14 protein-coding genes and 1 pseudogene are annotated in these 15,911 nt (G+C 73.9%); 2 read left to right on the top strand and 13 right to left on the bottom strand.

Annotation, left to right across the window (positions count from 1 at the left end):
* The 6 genes and pseudogenes from HUW36_RS10905 to rsmD form a co-directional block, all read right to left on the bottom strand.
* Positions 1–329, bottom strand: a pseudogene (locus HUW36_RS10905) (phosphate acyltransferase PlsX); the annotation flags it as partial.
* 105 nt (positions 330–434) lie between these two features.
* Positions 435–608, bottom strand: a complete 174-nt coding sequence (rpmF, locus tag HUW36_RS10900) for a 50S ribosomal protein L32 (protein WP_089156974.1) — start codon at positions 606–608, stop codon at positions 435–437.
* A gap of 5 nt (positions 609–613) precedes the next feature.
* On the bottom strand, positions 614–1,177 hold the full coding sequence (locus tag HUW36_RS10895) for a YceD family protein (protein ID WP_174528030.1): 564 nt from the start codon (positions 1,175–1,177) through the stop codon (positions 614–616).
* 130 nt (positions 1,178–1,307) lie between these two features.
* Entirely contained in the window at positions 1,308–1,805 is a 498-nt protein-coding gene (locus HUW36_RS10890) for an SPFH domain-containing protein (protein ID WP_091580397.1), read from the bottom strand.
* A gap of 239 nt (positions 1,806–2,044) precedes the next feature.
* Positions 2,045–2,521: a pantetheine-phosphate adenylyltransferase gene (gene coaD, locus HUW36_RS10885; RefSeq protein WP_174528029.1), complete on the bottom strand. Its 477-nt coding sequence runs from the start codon at positions 2,519–2,521 to the stop codon at positions 2,045–2,047.
* Positions 2,518–3,081 carry a 16S rRNA (guanine(966)-N(2))-methyltransferase RsmD gene (gene rsmD, locus HUW36_RS10880; protein ID WP_174528028.1) on the bottom strand — a complete coding sequence of 188 codons (564 nt, stop codon included), beginning with the start codon at positions 3,079–3,081 and terminating at the stop codon, positions 2,518–2,520. Before rsmD ends, coaD begins: the two co-directional genes overlap by 4 nt.
* A gap of 248 nt (positions 3,082–3,329) precedes the next feature.
* Between rsmD and HUW36_RS10875 the strand changes: the two genes are divergently transcribed.
* Positions 3,330–4,280, top strand: a complete 951-nt coding sequence (locus tag HUW36_RS10875; RefSeq protein ID WP_174528027.1) for a cell wall anchor protein — start codon at positions 3,330–3,332, stop codon at positions 4,278–4,280.
* A 104-nt stretch (positions 4,281–4,384) separates the two neighbouring features.
* Here HUW36_RS10875 and HUW36_RS10870 read toward each other — a convergent pair whose 3' ends face one another.
* The 5 genes from HUW36_RS10870 to HUW36_RS10850 all read right to left on the bottom strand — a co-directional run bounded on the left by HUW36_RS10870 (position 4,385) and on the right by HUW36_RS10850 (position 12,811).
* Positions 4,385–5,317, bottom strand: coding sequence for a serine hydrolase domain-containing protein (locus tag HUW36_RS10870; RefSeq protein ID WP_174528026.1), 933 nt, complete (start codon positions 5,315–5,317; stop codon positions 4,385–4,387).
* A gap of 63 nt (positions 5,318–5,380) precedes the next feature.
* Positions 5,381–7,573: an ATP-dependent DNA helicase RecG gene (gene recG, locus HUW36_RS10865; RefSeq protein WP_174528025.1), complete on the bottom strand. Its 2,193-nt coding sequence runs from the start codon at positions 7,571–7,573 to the stop codon at positions 5,381–5,383.
* Positions 7,570–9,324 (bottom strand): amino acid permease, encoded by a 1,755-nt coding sequence (locus HUW36_RS34960; protein ID WP_174528024.1) that lies wholly within the window; start codon positions 9,322–9,324, stop codon positions 7,570–7,572. The genes recG and HUW36_RS34960 overlap by 4 nt, the downstream gene beginning before the upstream one ends.
* Before the next feature lie 73 nt (positions 9,325–9,397).
* Complete coding sequence (locus tag HUW36_RS10855; RefSeq protein WP_174528023.1) at positions 9,398–11,959, bottom strand: glycosyl hydrolase family 18 protein; 2,562 nt, start codon at positions 11,957–11,959, stop codon at positions 9,398–9,400.
* Positions 11,960–12,043: 84 nt separating this feature from the next.
* Entirely contained in the window at positions 12,044–12,811 is a 768-nt protein-coding gene (locus HUW36_RS10850) for a phosphatase PAP2 family protein (RefSeq protein WP_174528022.1), read from the bottom strand.
* A gap of 100 nt (positions 12,812–12,911) precedes the next feature.
* On the opposite strand from HUW36_RS10850, the gene HUW36_RS10845 reads away from it, so the two are divergent.
* Positions 12,912–14,120, top strand: a complete 1,209-nt coding sequence (locus HUW36_RS10845; RefSeq protein ID WP_174528021.1) for a DUF4032 domain-containing protein — start codon at positions 12,912–12,914, stop codon at positions 14,118–14,120.
* 8 nt (positions 14,121–14,128) lie between these two features.
* Here the strand turns inward: HUW36_RS10845 and nagA are convergent, their stop codons facing one another.
* Both nagA and HUW36_RS34400 read right to left on the bottom strand, forming a co-directional pair.
* A complete protein-coding gene (gene nagA / locus HUW36_RS10840) occupies positions 14,129–15,238 on the bottom strand; it encodes an N-acetylglucosamine-6-phosphate deacetylase (RefSeq protein WP_174528020.1) in 1,110 nt (369 codons plus the stop codon).
* Positions 15,235–15,911: ROK family protein (locus tag HUW36_RS34400; RefSeq protein ID WP_246248062.1), on the bottom strand; the 677-nt coding region annotated here is incomplete at its 5' end. The genes nagA and HUW36_RS34400, both read right to left, overlap by 4 nt.

Here is a 15,911-nt window from a genome sequence, read left to right as displayed (position 1 = left end):
CCGGTGGAGCCGGCGGAGACGGCCGCGTCGGCCAGGCCGTCCCGGACGGCCTGCACCGCGGCGCGTACCGTGCTGTCGCCGCGGCCGGCGGTGGGATGGTCGGCCATGCCGACGGCGGCCCGCACCGGGCGGACCGTGACCCGGGCGCGCTGCGCCGGGTCGAGGGCACCCGTCAACCCGTCGGCGACCTCGGTCGGGCCGACGAGCAGCAGGTGCAGGTCGGGGTCGACGCGCAGCGCCCGCAGAGCGCCGTCAACCACGACGGCGGGAGCATCGTCCCCGCCGAGGAGGTCGACGGCGATCCGCGCGGTGCCCGGCTCCGACGGCACGCCGGCCGATGATCGGCCGGCGTGGGAGGGAGCCGGGGCACCGGGCGAGAGCCTTGGTGCGCGCGCCGCCCGACCGGTGGTCGGGGGCGTCACTCGGCTGCCGGGTCAGACCTCGAGGACCTGACGGCCGTTGTAGGTGCCGCAGACGGAGCAGGCCGCGTGCGGCAGCTTCGGCGACTTGCACTGCGGGCAGGCCACGGTCGCGACCACCGAGGCCTTCCAGTTCGCCCGGCGGGCGCGGGTGTTGCTGCGCGACATCTTGCGCTTGGGGACGGCCACGGTTCTTACTCCTCTGTACGGGTCAGTTGCGACAGGCCCGCCCAACGCGGGTCGATCTGCTGGTGACTGTGGTCGGCCGGCAGATCGTCCCAGTGCACCCCACACTCGGGGCACAGGCCTGGGCAGTCCTCCCGGCAGAGCGGGTTCGTCGGCAGCGTGAGCACCACCGCGTCCCGCAGCGCCGGCTCCAGGTCGATCAGATCGTCCTGCATCCGGCCCACCTCGTCCTCGTCGGTCGTGGTGTCCGTGGCGCTGTTCTCGTACGCGTACAGCTCCTGGACGTTCACGACCACCGAGTCGTCGATCTCGCGCAGGCAGCGGCCGCACTCGCCCTTGACGGGACCGGAGATGGTCCCGGAGACGAGCACGCCCTCGGACACCGACTCCAGCCTCAGGTCGAGGTCGAGGTCCGCGCCCTCCGGCACGCCGATCAACTCCACGCCGAGGTCCGCCGGCGCCGGCACGACCCGCTTGTGCGTACGCAACGCGCCAGGCCGACGCGGCAGGTCCCTCGTGTCGAGGACCAGCGGCGACCTGGGGTTGAGTGAGCTTGGCGAGTGTTTGGGCATAGTCAGACTCCGGCCGGTGAGAGGCCGACAAAAAAGGTTACCTGGGAGACGGGCGGACCGTCGAACCGGGGGCGTACACCACCCCCCACCCCACGGCGGCCGGCTGTCGGCGACCGGCCCGCGCGTGGTCCTAGAAGGGTAGCGGGCGCTCGGCCTCGTCCCCCGCGAAGGTGCCGATCTCCCGCAGCGCGTGCATCTTGTCCCGGCCACGCTCTATCGAGGCCAGCGCCCGGGTGAGGAACTGCTCGAAGTTGGCCAGCGCGGTGTCGACGTAGTCGTCCACCTCCTCGCGGAGGCGCTGCGCCTCGGCGCGCGCCTCGGCGATGATCCGGGCGCCCTCGTGCTCCGCCGAGACGGTGATCTCGTTCACCGAGACCAGCCGGGCGTGTTCCGCCTCACCCTCGCTGATGATCCGGTCGGCCTCCCGCTTGCCGGCCTCCATGATCTTGTCCCGCTCCTCCAGGAGCGCGGCGGCCCGGCGCAGGTCCGCGGGAAGCTCGACGCGCAACTCGTCCAGCGCGGCGATCATCTCGCCCCGGTCGACCATGCAGTTGTTGCGCGACATCGGGACGGAGCGGGCCTGCTCCACCATGGCGATCAGTTCGTCGATGCGATCGAGCGGGTCCACCGGTACCTCACTCCTGTCTTCGTCGGCCGCCCTCCATGATGCGGCCTGCGCCCGGTTTCGGCGTTGCACACATCATGTCGCGCTCCGGCCACCGCCGCCCCACCCGCCCCCGCCCGGCGCGTCGCCCCCACGCCTCGACTCCCACCGATCTTGCCCTTTCCGCCCGGACATTCCTCCCGCAACGGGCGAACGCCGGGCCACAACTGCAAGATCGGCGGGGCGCGGCGGGCGGGGCGGGGTCAGGGGCGAAGGCGGGTCTGGAGTTGTTCGCGGACCAGGTCGGGGACGTGGGCGGAGATGTCGCCACCCCACTTCGCCACGTCCTTCACCAGGCTGGAGGAGAGGAACGAGTAGAGCGGGTTGGTCGGCATGAAGAGCGTCTCCACCCCGGCCAGGCCGATGTTCATCTGGGCCATCTGCAACTCGTAGTCGAAGTCGCTGACCGCCCGCAGGCCCTTGATCAGCACGCTCGCCTGCTGGTCCCGGCAGAAGTCGACGAGCAGGCCGCGGAACGACTCCACCCGCACGTTGTCGTACGAGGAGGTCACCTCGCGGAGCATCTTGATCCGCTCCTCGACCGTGAACAGGCCCTGCTTCGACTGGTTGACCAGCACGCCGACGATCACCTCGTCGAAGAGCCGGCTGGCCCGGCCGATGATGTCGAGGTGACCGTTGGTGACCGGGTCGAACGAGCCCGGGCAGACCGCACGTCTCATGATCGGCGACCGTACCAAAGGGTGGTCTCGCCGTAGCGGCGACTGCGCTCGGGCGTGACACCCTCCACCCACTCGACCGGGCCGGAGCGGCTGGCCCGCTCCACGATCACCAGCGCGTCCGGGGCCAGCCAGCCGCCGTCGACGAGCGCGGCCAGCATCGCGGTGATCTCCGCGCCCGGCACCGCGTACGGGGGGTCGGCGAAGACCACGTCGTACGGCCCACCGTCCGGTCCGGCGGCGAGCACGGCGGCCACCCGGCCGGTGACCAGCCGGGCGGCCGGGGCGGCCCGCAGGGCGGCGATGTTCTCCCGGACCACCCGTGCGGCCCGGGCATCGGACTCCACCAGCAACACGTGCGCCGCCCCTCGGGACAACGCCTCCAGCCCGACCGCGCCGGAGCCGGCGTAGAGGTCGGCGAAGCGCGCCCCGTCCAGGTCGAGATCGGCCTGCACCGCGCTGAACAGCGCCTCCCGCACCCGGTCCGAGGTCGGCCGCGTGCCGGCGCCGGGCGGCGCGGCGATCCGCCGTCCGCCGAGCGTGCCCGCCACGATCCGGGTCACCGTCGTTCCCTGCCCATGCCCCGACGCTACGCGACGGACGGGACGGGCCGCCGGAGCACCCGGTGCAGCGCTCCGTGACCCCACGTACATCAATGATCTCAAGTTCATAACGGACCCTTTACGACCCGTCGATCGCGGTAACGCCCGTCGTGTCGATCTCGCTAGGGTCTGCCCGATTGCCGTGCGGGCGCGTGGCTCCGGTCCGTCCGCCGCATCCCTCTCCCATCCTCCCCTCACCAGGAGAAGACGTGAACCGTCTCCACCTCCGGCGCGCCGCCGTCCTCACCGCCGGCGCGCTGATCGGCCTCGCCGGCGTGGCCACCGTGGCCGGCCCGGCCGCGGCCCACCACCCCGAGCCCTCCGGCAGCTACTGCGCCACCAAGGACGGCAAGGTCACCGTCACCTGGTCGGTCATCAGCAGCGAGACCGACATCTCCGGACGGATCACCACGCTCGAGTCCACCGTGCCCGGTGACATCACCGGTGGCCTCTCCGTCGGTGCGGAGCTGAAGCCGGCGGGCCAGGGTCCGCTGACCGGCTCGCAGACCCACACGTTCACCGGCGCGATCCCCGAGCTGAAGCTCACCGTCGGGGCGCACTGGGAGCGGGGCCGGGAGTCGCACGACGGTGAGCGCACCGTCGTGGCCCAGCCCAGCCGGAACTGCGCCGTGGAGGAGAGCCCCTCGCCGTCGCCGAGTTCCCCGACGCCGACGCCGAGCGCGTCGCCGGAGCCGAGCCAGCCGGCCACGCCCACCCCGACGCCGTCCGCCTCCACGCCGCCGAGCCCGTCCGCCACGCCGTCCGCACCGGCGGAGCCGGCCGAGCCGATCTTCAAGCTGGACCAGGACTGCGACTCGATGACGTTCACCGTGGAGAACCCGGCGAAGGGCGTCCCCTTCACCGCCACGATGACCACCGAGAAGGGCGTCACCAAGAAGCTCGTCTCCGAGCCGGGCAAGACCACCTCGGTCACCTTCGACGCCTACCAGGGCCTCAAGGTCACCGTGAAGTACGACGTGGTCGAGGACTCCGAGACCATCCCGTACACCCAGCCCGAGGACTGCTCCGGCCAGGGCGGCGGCCTGCCGGTGACCGGCCCGGCCGCGGGCGCCATCGCCGGTGGCGCCGTGCTGCTGCTGGGCGCCGGCGCGGTGCTCTACGTGGTGGCCCGCCGTCGCCGGATCAGCTTCACCGCCTGATCCCGCCGATCGCCCGAGGGCGCGTCGACCAGCCGGTCGGCGCGCCCTCGGCGCGTGTGGTCCACTCCCGACGCGGCGGGGTGCGGGGTGTGGACCAGGCGGGATCAGTCGCCCGCGAGCACCGACGTGACGGCGGCCGGGTCGATCTCGGCCTGGTTGGCCAGCAGCACCAGCCGTTGGTCGGACTCGGGCAGCCAGGCCGCGAACGCCTTGTAGCCCCCGTTGTCCCCGGAGTGGTGGACCGCCGGCCGACCGGCCAGCGGGCCGACGAACCACCCGTAGCCGTACGCCTCGCCGGGCCGCCCGGTGGGCGCGTGCGGCGCGGTCATCGCCGCCACCGAGGCCGGGGTGAGCAACCGGTTGCGGCGCGGCACGTCCAACCAGGTCAACAGGTCGGCCCCGGTGCACCAGACGTCACCCGCGCCCATGCTCACGGTCGCCAGGTCCCAGGACGGCACGGGCCGACCGCGCTCGTGCCCGACCGCCAGGTCCGGCCGTCCGTCGCCGGCGCCGGCGAAGCTGCCCGTCATCCCCAGCGGCGCGAAGACCTCCTCGGCGAGGAACCGGGCGTACGGCCGGTCGGCGGCCCGCTCGACCGCGCGGGCCAGCAGCACGTAGCCGGGGCTGCTGTAGTGCCATCCGGCCCCGGGCGGGAACAGCGGCGGCAGCGCGGCGAACAGGCCGAGCAGGTCGTCCGGCTCGGCCGGCCCGCAGATGTCGACCGCCGGGTACTCCTCCCAGTGGCCCAGGCCGGAGGTGTGGGTGAGCAGGTGGTGCAGCGTGATGCCGGACCACTGCGGCGGCGGGTCGGGCAGCCACCGGCTGACGGGGTCGGTCAGGCGCAGCACGCCGCGCTCGGCGAGCAGCAGCACCGCCACGGCCGCCATCTGCTTGCTGATCGAGGCGATCTGGAACCGCGTCGCCCCGGTGCACGGTCGGCCGGAGGTCTCGTCGGCAGCCCCGACGACCCGGTCCACCAGGAGTTCGTCACCCCGGGTCAGAAGCAGCACACCGCGTTCGAGTGATGGTGTCGACATCTGCGCGAGCCTAGGCACGCGACGCGCGTGCCGCAGCCCGTGACCGCGCCGCCGCGTCAGGGGTCAGCCCTTCTCCAGGTATTCGGCCCGCTCCTCGTCGACCAGGGCGGCGACCGAGGCGGCCAGAGCCGGGTGCCGGGCCAGCTCCGGGTCGTCCCCGACCAGCTCGATCGCCTCGGCCCGCGCGTCCCGGATCAGGTCGGTGTCCCGCAGCAGCGAGAGCAACCGCAGGTGGGAGCGCCGGCCGGACTGGGTGGCACCGAGCACGTCGCCCTCCCGGCGTTGCTCCAGGTCGAGCTCGGCCAGCTTGAACCCGTCGGTGGTGGAGGCGACCGCGTCCAGCCGCTCCCGCGCCGACGACCCCTCGGCCGCCTCGGTGACCAGCAGGCACAGTCCGGCCGCCGAACCCCGGCCCACCCGGCCCCGCAACTGGTGCAGTTGGGAGACGCCGAACCGGTCGGCGTCCAGCACGATCATCACGGTCGCGTTCGGCACGTTGACGCCGACCTCCACCACGGTGGTCGCCACCAGCACGTCCAGCTCGCCGTCGGCGAACGCGCGCATCACCGCGTCCTTCTCGTCGGCCGGCAGCCGGCCGTGCAGCACCCCGATCCGCAACCCGTGCAGCGGTCCCTCGGCGAGCAGCGGGGCCACCACGGTCACCGCCAGCGGCGGCCGGCGGCCGTTGTCGTCCTCCCGCGGCGCCTCCTCGTCGGAGACCGGCCCCTCTCCGATCCGCGGGCACACCACGTACGCCTGGTGGCCCTTGCCGACCTCCTCGCGCAACCGGCGCCAGGCCCGGTCGAGGAAGGCCGGCTTCTCGGCGGCCGGGACCACGTGCGAGGCGATCGGCGAGCGACCCTGCGGGAGCTGGGACAGCGTGGAGGTCTCCAGGTCGCCGTAGACCGTCATGGCGACCGTGCGCGGGATCGGGGTGGCGGTCATCACCAGCACGTGCGGTGGCTGCTCGGCCTTGGCCCGCAGCGCGTCCCGCTGCTCCACCCCGAAGCGGTGCTGCTCGTCGACCACCACCAGGCCCAGGTCGGCGAAGTCGACGCCCTCGTAGAGCAGGGCGTGGGTGCCCAGCACGATGCCGGCCCGCCCCTCGGCCACCTCGGCCAACGCGCGCCGCCGCGCCGCCGCGCCCAGCGAGCCGGTGACCAGCTCCACCCGGGTGGCGTCGGAGGCGGCCCCCAGCTCGCCGGCCCGGCCGAGCGGGCCGAGCAGGTCGAGGATGCCCCGGTGGTGCTGCGCGGCGAGCACCTCGGTCGGGGCGAGCAGCGCGGCCTGCCCGCCGGCGTCGACCACCTGGAGCATGGCGCGCAGCGCCACCACGGTCTTGCCGGAGCCCACCTCGCCCTGGAGCAGCCGGTGCATCGGGTGCGCGGCGGCCAGGTCGGCAGCGATCTCCCGCCCGACGACCTGCTGGCCGGAGGTCAGCTCGTAGGGCAGCCGGGCGTCGAACGCGTCCAGCAGGCCACCGGCCTTCGCCGGCCGGGCCCGGGCCGGCGACGCCGCCGCCCGGTGCTTGCGCTGCACCAGGGTGAGCTGCACGGCGAACGCCTCGTCCCACTTCAGCCGGCGGCGGGCCCGGTAGAGCGCCTCCTTGCTGGACGGACGGTGGATCTCCCGCAGCGCGGTGCCGATGTCGACCAGGTTGCGGGTGGCCCGCACGGTGGCCGGCAGCGGATCCTCCGGCGGGGTGAACGTGTCCAGCACCACCCGGACGCAGCGGGCGATCACCCAGGTCGGCACCGCCGCCGCGGCCGGATAGACCGGGATCAGCGCCCCGGCGAACTCCTCGACCTCCTCGTTGGCCGCCGCCTCGCCCTCGCCGAGCAGCACGTATTCCGGGCCGTTGAGCTGCCGCTTGCCCCGGAACTCGGTCACCTTGCCGGCGAACAGCCCCCACCGGCCGGGCCGCAGCTCCCGCTCCCGCCACGCCTGGTTGCCGAAGAACGTGCAGGTGAGCACGCCGCCGGAGCCGTCGCCGACGGTGACCTCCAGCAGGTTGCCGCGCCGCTGGCGCATCGGGCGGACGGCGGTGCGCTGCACCTGGGCGAGCACGGTGACCTGCTCCCCCACGTCGAGCGAGCGGATGTCGGTGTGCTCGCCGCGCTCGTCGTAGCGGCGCGGGAAGTGGTAGATCAGGTCGCCGGCCGTTTGCAGGTCGAGATGCCCGGCCAGCGCCTTCGCGGTGCGCTCGCCGACCAGCTTCTTCAGCGGCGTGTCCACCGAGGCCGGTTCGCTCGTCATTCGACCCCCACCAGGAGCGGATAGTGCGGCTGCCCGCCCTCGTACGCCTGCACCTCGACGAACGGCCAGGACCGCTCGACGTGCGCGCGCACCCGGTCGGCCAGCCCGGCCGGGGCGTCCGCCCCACAGAGCAGCGTGACCAGCTCACCGCCGCCGCCGAGCATCCGGTCGACCACGGCGGTGCAGGTGTCGGTGAGATCCTGCCCGATCAGGTGCACCTCGCCCTCGACCAGGGCCAGCACGTCACCCGGGCGGCACGGGCCGGCGACGGTGAGCGCCTCCCGGCCGGCGTGGCAGACCTCCGCGTAGCGGCAGGCGCCGGCCGCCTCGGCCATCGCGATCACGTCGTCCTCGAAGCGCCGCTGCGGGTCGCGGACGGCGAGCGCCGCGAGCGCCTGCACCGGGGAGCGGGTGGGCACCACGCTGACCTTGACGCCGAGGCCGTGCGCCTCCTTGGCCGCCGCGCTCGCCACCGACTGGGTGTTGGGGTCGTTCGGCAGCACCACCACCCGGGCCGCACCGGTGGCCCGGATCGCGTCGAGCAGCTCGCCGGTGGACGGGTTGGCCGGCACGACGACCGCGCCCTCGGCGGCGAACAGCTCGGCGATGCCGGCGCCGGTGGCGACCACCACGGCGGCCCGGCCGTCGGGCAACACCGCCGCCGGCCCGGGCGTCGGGGCAGCCTGGTCGGCGAACCGGGTCACGGTGATCCGGTGCGGCCGGCCGGCCACCACGCCCGCCTCGACCGCCGCCCCGACGTCGTTGACGTGCACGTGCACGTTCCAGGTGCCCGAGCCGTCGCCGACGACCGCCAGCGAGTCGCCGAGCGCGGCCAGCTCGGCGCGCAGCCGGGTCACCGCCTCGTCGGTGGCGTCGAGCAGGTACTGCACCTCGTAGGCGTACGCGTCGGAGCCGGTCTCCCGGGCCACGGTGGCGGGCGGGCGGCGGACCGGCGGCGCGGGCGCCGGCTGGGCGGGGCTCTCCCCGGTGACCACCTCGACCAGCGGCGCGGACGCGGCGGCCAGCCGGTCGGTGCCCAGCACGCCGAGTGCGACCACGGCCAGGGTCAGGTAGACGGCCAGCACCGCGCCGAGCGCGAGCGGCACGGCGCGCGGGATCGTGCGCTCCGGGTCGCGGACCTCCTCGCCGAGTGTGGCGATCCGCGCGTAGCCGGCGAAGGCGAAGAAGAGCAGTCCGGCGGCGGTGAGCACGCCGCGTGCCCCGACGTCGCCGCCACCGCCGAGCCGGTCGACGGTCACCTGGGGGGCGCCGGTGACCGCCACCACGGCGAGCACGGTGAGCACCACGGCGACCAGCACCCGGGTGGCGGTCGCGGTCCTGCCGACGCCGCGCAGGTTGACCGCGGTCACCGCCACCACCGCGAGGACCGCGACGAGCCGGGCCCGCCCCGGCCACACGTACGCCCCGACGGTCAGCGCCATCGCCGCGCAGCTGGCGGTCTTGCCGACCACGAACCCCCACCCGGCCACGAAGCCGGCGAACGGGTGCAGCCGTTCCCGGCCGTAGACGTAGGTGCCGCCGGACTCCGGGTAGCGGGCGGCGAGCCGGGCCGAGCTGGTGGCGTTGCAGAACGCGATGAGACCGGCCAGCGCGAGCGCCACCAGGAGCCCGGCGCCGCCGGCCGCCGACGCGGCCGGCGCGAAGACCACGAAGACGCCCGCGCCGAGCATCGCCCCCAACCCGATGACGACCGCGTCGTGTACGCCGAGCCGTCGTGCCAGCCGTTCCACACCCCGCAGCCTAGGGGCGGGACGTGAACGGCCGGTGCCGCCGGCATGATCCGCCGGCGGCACCGGTCCCGGTTCAGCAGGGCCCGTTGTCGGTCCAGACGCCCTGGCTGTTGGCTCCGGGGACGTCACCCTGGGTCCACCACCGCGCGGTCCACCGGTGTCCGCCGTGGGACACCACCGCACCACCGGAGTACGCGGTGCCGGCGGCCCAGGCCGGCGCGGTGCACGCCCCGGCCGTGGGCGACGGCGAGCCGGTGGGCGTCGGCGACGACGTGCCGGTCGGGGTCGGCGTCGGGGAACCGGCGCACGCCCCCTGGTCGGCCCAGACCGCCGCGCCGCCCGGCGTCTCGCCCTGGGTCCACCACTTCGCGCTCCAGGTGTGCCCGCCGTACGAGACGGTCGCGCCGCCGGAGTACGCGGTGGACGCCGACCACGCCGGGGCGGTGCAGGTGCCGCCGCCGGGCGGGGTGGAGCCGCTCGGGCTCGGCGACGGGGTGACCACCGTCCCGCCGCGCGCCCAGTCGCCGGTCAGCGCGTACGTCCGGCCGCCGAAGGCGAGCGTGAGGTTGGCCGGGCCGGAGATCGGGAGCTGGTAGTTCAGCGTGACCTCGGCGTACGCGCCGGGCGCGATGGCGGCCGGCACGGTGAGGCGTACCCGGTTGTGGTCGCCCTTGAGGCCGCCCACGTTGCTGCCGGTGTGGCCGGTGGAGACCGTGGTGAGCGCCCAGCCGGACTGCTGGCTGAGCGTGGCCGGGGTGGTGGTGGGGTAGTCGAACTCCAGCTGGGCGCCGGCCGGGATCGGCGCGCCGGTGTTGTTGGTCAGCCGCAGTTCCGGGTTGATCGGGTAGTTGCTGTCGCCGAGCGCGAAGCCGCCCATGCCGACCGCCACGTCGAGCGTCGACGTCGGCATCGTGGTGCCGGCCTTGCGGGCGCCGTACGCGGGCGCGGCCCGGAACCTGTCGTAGAGCAGCGTGGTGAGCGTGTCGCCCATGCCGTACTGGCCCTTGGCCGGGTCGTAGGCGTAGTCCCCGGCGAGTTCCCAGATCATCACGCCGCCGACGCCCTTGGCCGTGACCCAGTCGGCCTTGGCCGCGAGCGACTGGTCGTCCTCGGTGGAGAGGAAGACCTTCTTCTCGGCGTTCCACAGCCAGGGCGCGACGAGCGCGGAGGAGTAGTTCCGGGCGTAGCTGCCGCTGATCCGGTCGGCCGGGTCGGTGGCCGGGGTGAGCCCGTACGCGGTCAGGTAGTCGCCGGTGATGCCCTGCTGGAGGTTCTTCGCGTGCCACATCGGGTTGGCTCCGGCGGGCACCTCGTTGCCGGCGGCGTCGAGGTCGTGCCAGAGGTTGTCGATGCCGACCGCGCCGTTGCCGCAGGGGATGGTGGAGCCGATCGAGCCGCCGGTGCCGGCCGGGCACTTCGTCTGGTCGGGCAGCGCCGCCCGTCCCCACAGGCCGTTGGTGCCGCCGGTGACGCCCTGCCAGCCGCGGGTGTAGTAGGGCACGCCGATGTTGACCCGGCCGCTGGGCAACGCGCCCCGGAAGTAGTGGTACGCCCAGTCGGTGTTGAGGTAGCCGATCCCGGAGTACGCGCCGTAGACGCCGCCGGAGGCCAGTTCCGCGTCGTCGCCGTTGTCGTAGAGCGCCGCGTTCGGCCCGACGAAGTGGTTCCACGCGCCGTGCAGGTCGTAGGACATCACGTTGACGTAGTCGAGGTACTGCAACGCCTGGTAGGACTCCATGCCGCGCAGCAGCCACCCGGACGCGGGCGCGGCCACGGTGAGCAGGTAGTGCTTGCCGTCGGCGGCGGCGGCCCGGTCGAGCTTCTCCCGCAGCGTGCGCATCAGCACCTGGTACGAGGCGTTGAGCCCGGCCCGCTTGGCGTCGGCCTGGGCGAAGTCGAGCGGGTTGCCGGCCTTGTTGTTGGAGGTCGGGTACTCGTAGTCGATGTCCACGCCGTCGATGCCGTACGTGCGCAGGAACGTGACGACCGAGTCGGCGAACGTGTTGATGCCCGCGGTGTTGACCGTGTTGGTGCCGGTGGTGGTCATCCGGTAGAAGCCGCCGGAGTCCACCCGGTTGCCGTTGTCGTCGATGAAGCCACCGGTCTCGGCCCAGCCGCCGACGCTGATCAGGGTGCGGACGTTCGGGTGCTGCTTCTTGTACTTGTTGAGCAGGTTGAAGTGCCCGGTGTAGGGCAGGCTCGGGTCCATCTCGGCGCCGGCCACGCCGGGCCAGGTCATGTTCGTGGCCGGGTTGTCCGGCGCGGCCGGGTTGCCCACGGAGATCCGGTTGTTCGCGTCGACGTGGGCGAACGCGTAGTTGATGTGGGTGACCTTCTGCCACGGGATCTGGTTCACCAGGTAGGCCGGTGCGCCGTTGCGGCCGGTGCGCCAGCTGGTGAAGTAGCCGATGATCCGGCGCGGGTGGTCGGCGCCCATCTTCTCCCGGCCCGCGGTGTCGTAGACGGTGCAGTAGGGCACCGCGACCGCGGGCGTGCGGTAGAGCCCGTCGGGCCGGCACGCCTCGTCGTCGACGACGGCCGAACGCGCGTCCGGGGCGACGGCCACCGCCAGGGCCGCGGTCAGCAGACCGGCGGCGCCCACCGACAGCCAGCGGCTGATACGTCTCGCCAGCACGTGCACCTCCTACATTAAACAAACTTAACTGTTAAGATTGCTCAATGTATACCGGCGTCGATGCGCCAGGACAAGAGGCGGGATTCAGCCCAGCTGGTCGGTCGGCCGGGCCCACGGACCGAACCGCCCGGGCAGCGGCAGGTCGTCCCACGGCACGCGGTGCAGCAGCCGGTCCAGCAGCAGCCCGAGCAGCAGCCCGGCGACCGAGTCGGTGAACCAGTGCCAGCCCAGGTAGACCGTCGTGCAGAAGACCACCGCGGGCGGGACCACCCGGACCACGGTGACCAGCCGGGGTCCGACGGCGCGGCCGACCGAGCGCAGCAGCGGGGCCAGCAGCAGGGCGAGCACGCCGTACCAGATGATCGCGTTGGCCACGTGCCCCGACGGGTACGACTGCGCGAAGCGCACCGGCAGGTCGTGCTGGAACAGCGGCAGCGTCTGCTCGGCCGGCAGGAACGGCTCCTTCACCGAGGCGCTCGGCGCCGGGCGGGCCGTCCACACCTTCAGCGGGCCGATCGTGAAGAACGTCAGCACGAACGCGGCCGCCGGCGGCAGCACCGGCCGCACCGACCGCAGCCGCAGCGCCAGCAGCACACCCAGCCCGGCCGCCAGCAGCGTCAGCGGGGTGCCCTGGCCGAGCAGGTTGAGCGCCATCGCCACCCAGCGGGCGGCGGTCGGGCGGTGCGCGGCCGCCCAGTCCGCGACCGCCCGGTCGAGCCCGAACAGATGGTCGGTGGCGAGCGCCACGGTCAGCGCCACCAGGGCCGCGAGCAGCAGCCCGTCGAACCACCACCCGGCCGGTCGGACCGGTCGCAGCCGCAGGTCGCGGCGTACCCCTGAGGTCTGGCGCACGCGACCACGCTACCGGCCGACCACCCCGACCCGGTCGGTGGCTGTGTGCCGAGCCACGAAGGGAAGCGCGGCGCGGGGGTCACCGGTCACACTGGTTGCCGTGCGGATCACCTCGGCCCTCGTCGACCCGGCGCTGCTCGACCTCCCCTGGTCGACCCCGCTGGAGCAGTGGCCTGCCGAGCACCTGGTGGCGCTGCCCCAGGGCATCTCCCGGCACATCGTGCGGTTCGTCCGGCTCGGCGGCTTCGTCTACGCGGTGAAGGAGACCGGCGAGCGGGTCGCCGAACGCGAGTACGACCTGCTGCGGGCGCTGGAACGGATCGACTTCCCGTCGGTCGAGGCGATCGCCATCGTGGCCGACCGGCAGACCGACGACGGCGAGCCGCTCGACCCGGTGCTGATCACCCGGCATCTCCAGTTCTCCCTGCCGTATCGCGCGCTGTTCTCCAACACGCTGCGGCCGGAGACGATGAACCGGCTGCTGGACGCGTTGGCCGCGCTGATCGTCCGGATGCACCTGACCGGCTTCTTCTGGGGCGACTGCTCCCTGTCGAACACGCTGTTCCGGCGGGACGCCGGGGCGTTCGCCGCCTACCTGGTGGACGCCGAGACCGGGGCGCTGCACCCCTCGCTCTCCAACGGCCAGCGCGGCGAGGACCTGGAGATCGCCCGGGTCAACATCTTCGGCGAGGCGCTCGACCTCCAGGCCGCCGGCCTGCTGCACGAGTCGATCGACCCCGAGGTGGTGTGCGAGGAGGTCGTGCGCCGCTACGAGCGGCTCTGGCACGAGATCACGTACGAGCAGCAGGTCGAACGCGCCGCCCGGCACGACATCGAGGGCCGCATCCGGCGCCTCAACGAGCTGGGCTTCGACGTGGCCGAGGTGGCCATGTCGACCGTCGACAACGGGCGCTACCTGGTGCGCCCCAAGGTGGTCGACGCCGGCTATCACACCCGGCGGCTGCTGCGGCTCACCGGCCTGGACGCCGAGGAGAACCAGGCCCGCAAGCTGCTCAACGACCTGGACGCCTACCGGGTGGAGAGCGACCTGACCGACGAGCAGCAGGCGGCGCACCGCTGGCTCACCGAGGTCTTCGAGCCGGTGGTCCGGGCGGTGCCGGCGCACCTGCGCCGCAAGCTGGAGCCGCAGGAGCTGTTCGCGCAGATCATCGAGCACAAGTGGCTGCTCTCCGAGCAGGCCGGCCGGGACGTCGGGATGCGCCGGGCGGTGCAGTCCTACCTGGCCGACGTGCTGGTGCACCGGCCGGACGAGCAAGCCGTGCTCGGCGTCGAGGTCCCCACCGCCTGACGGCCGGGTCACTCCACCCAGTCGCCGCCGCGCATCACCCGGACCACGTTCAGGTCGTCGTCCAGCACCACCAGGTCGGCGCGCAGGCCGGTCTGGAGGGCGCCCACCCGGTCGCCGAGGCCGATCGCGCGGGCCGGGGTGGTGGACACCATCCGGCAGGCGTCCGGCAGCGCTACCCCCGCGCCGACCGCGTGCCGCAGGGCGGCGTCCATGGTCAGCGTGCTGCCGGCGATCGCCCCGTCCCGGCTGAGCCGGGCCACGCCGTCGGCCACGGTCACCGCCTGGCCGCCCAGCTCGTACTCGCCGTCGGGCATGCCGGCGGCGGCCATCGCGTCGGTGATCAACGCGGCCCGTTCCGGGCCGGCGACCGAGGTGGCGAAGCCGAGCATCCCGTCGTGCAGGTGCACGCCGTCGGCGACCAGCTCGCAGACCACGCTGGGGGCCTCCAGCAGCGCCACCACCGGGCCGGGCTCACGGTGGTGCACCGGGCGCATCCCGTTGAACAGGTGGGTGCCGACGCTCGCACCGGCGGCCACCGCCGCGCGGGTCTGCTCCCAGGAGGCGTCGGTGTGCCCGACGGCCGCGACCACCCCCCGCCCGACCAGCAGCTCGATCGCCGCCGTCGCACCGTCCCGCTCCGGGGCGAGGGTGACCATGCGCACCGCGCCGCCGCCCAGCTCGATCAGCTCGGCCAGCTCGGCCGTGGACGGGTCGCGGAGGAACTCCGGGTTCTGCGCGCCGCAGCGGTCGGCCGACAGGTAGGGGCCCTCGAAGTGGATGCCGGCGAGCACCCCCTCCTCGACCAGCGGGCGGAAGGCTGCGGTGGCGTCCCGCATGAGCGGGAACGGCGAGCTGACCAGGCTGGCCAGCAGCGTGGTGGTGCCGTGTCCGAGGTGGAACGCGGCGGCCTGCCGGGCCGACTCGGGGTCGCCCGTGGTGAACGTGTGGCCGCCCCCGCCGTGGGTGTGCATGTCCACGAAGCCCGGCACGATCCAGTGGCCGTCGCGCGCCGACGGATAGTCGGCCACCGCGCTGATCCGGCCGTCCCGGATCTCCACGCAGCCCTGCCGGATGACGCCGGTCGGGGTCACCACCTTGCCGGTCACGCGCAGGGTCATCGGCTCTCCTTCGCCAGGGTGTCCAGGGCCAGCAGGGCGGCGCCCAGGCAGCCGGCCTCGTCGCCGAGGGCGGCCGCGACCAGGCGCGGTTCACGGTGGAAGGTCAGTCGCTCCCGCAGCGCGTCGCGCAACGGGTCGAACAGCCGGGGACCGGCCTGGGCCAGCCCGCCACCGAGCACCACGGTCGCCACATCGTAGAGCGCCTGCCCGGTGGCCAGACCGTCGGCGAGGGCCTCGACCGCCTCCCGCCACACCCGCTCGGCGAGCCGGTCGCAGGCCGCCGCGCGGTCGGCCACCTCGGCGGCGGTCACCGACTCGAACACCCGCAGCTCCTGCCGCTTGCGCAGCCGGTGCAGCGGGTCGTACGCCCGGATCCGCAGCAGGGCGACGCCGTCACCGGCGTACTCCACCTCCACGGCGGTCACCTCACCGGCGAACAGGGCCTCCGGTTGCCCGTCCAGGCGGACGTCGAGGGCGGCGCCGGGGCGTACCGGCGGGTCCAGGGCACCGGTGCCGGGAGCGGTGGCCAGGGCCAGCTCGCACTGGGTCGGCTGGTCCAGCCGGGCGGCCACCCGGATCCCGCGCAGCCGGGACGGATCGGCGAGCGCCCGGCCGTCCACGGTGACCGCCGCGGCCCGGATCATGGCCGGCCCGCTCTCGGCGTGCGGGCGGC

This window comes from Micromonospora maritima (assembly GCF_902825405.1).
Lineage (GTDB): Bacteria > Actinomycetota > Actinomycetes > Mycobacteriales > Micromonosporaceae > Micromonospora > Micromonospora maritima.
The sequence above is the reverse complement of the archived record's forward strand: the minus strand, read 5'-3'. Positions and strand labels throughout refer to the sequence as shown.

What these genes read in the sequence shown, in the direction of transcription:
- HUW36_RS10895 (WP_174528030.1), bottom strand. Translation starts at nt 1,177, where the DNA reads ATGCCCAAACACTCGCCAAGCTCACTCAACCCCAGGTCGCCGCTGGTC.
- coaD (WP_174528029.1), bottom strand. Translation starts at nt 2,521, where the DNA reads ATGAGACGTGCGGTCTGCCCGGGCTCGTTCGACCCGGTCACCAACGGT.
- HUW36_RS10870 (WP_174528026.1), bottom strand. Translation starts at nt 5,317, where the DNA reads ATGTCGACACCATCACTCGAACGCGGTGTGCTGCTTCTGACCCGGGGT.
- recG (WP_174528025.1), bottom strand. Translation starts at nt 7,573, where the DNA reads ATGACGAGCGAACCGGCCTCGGTGGACACGCCGCTGAAGAAGCTGGTC.
- nagA (WP_174528020.1), bottom strand. Translation starts at nt 15,238, where the DNA reads ATGACCCTGCGCGTGACCGGCAAGGTGGTGACCCCGACCGGCGTCATC.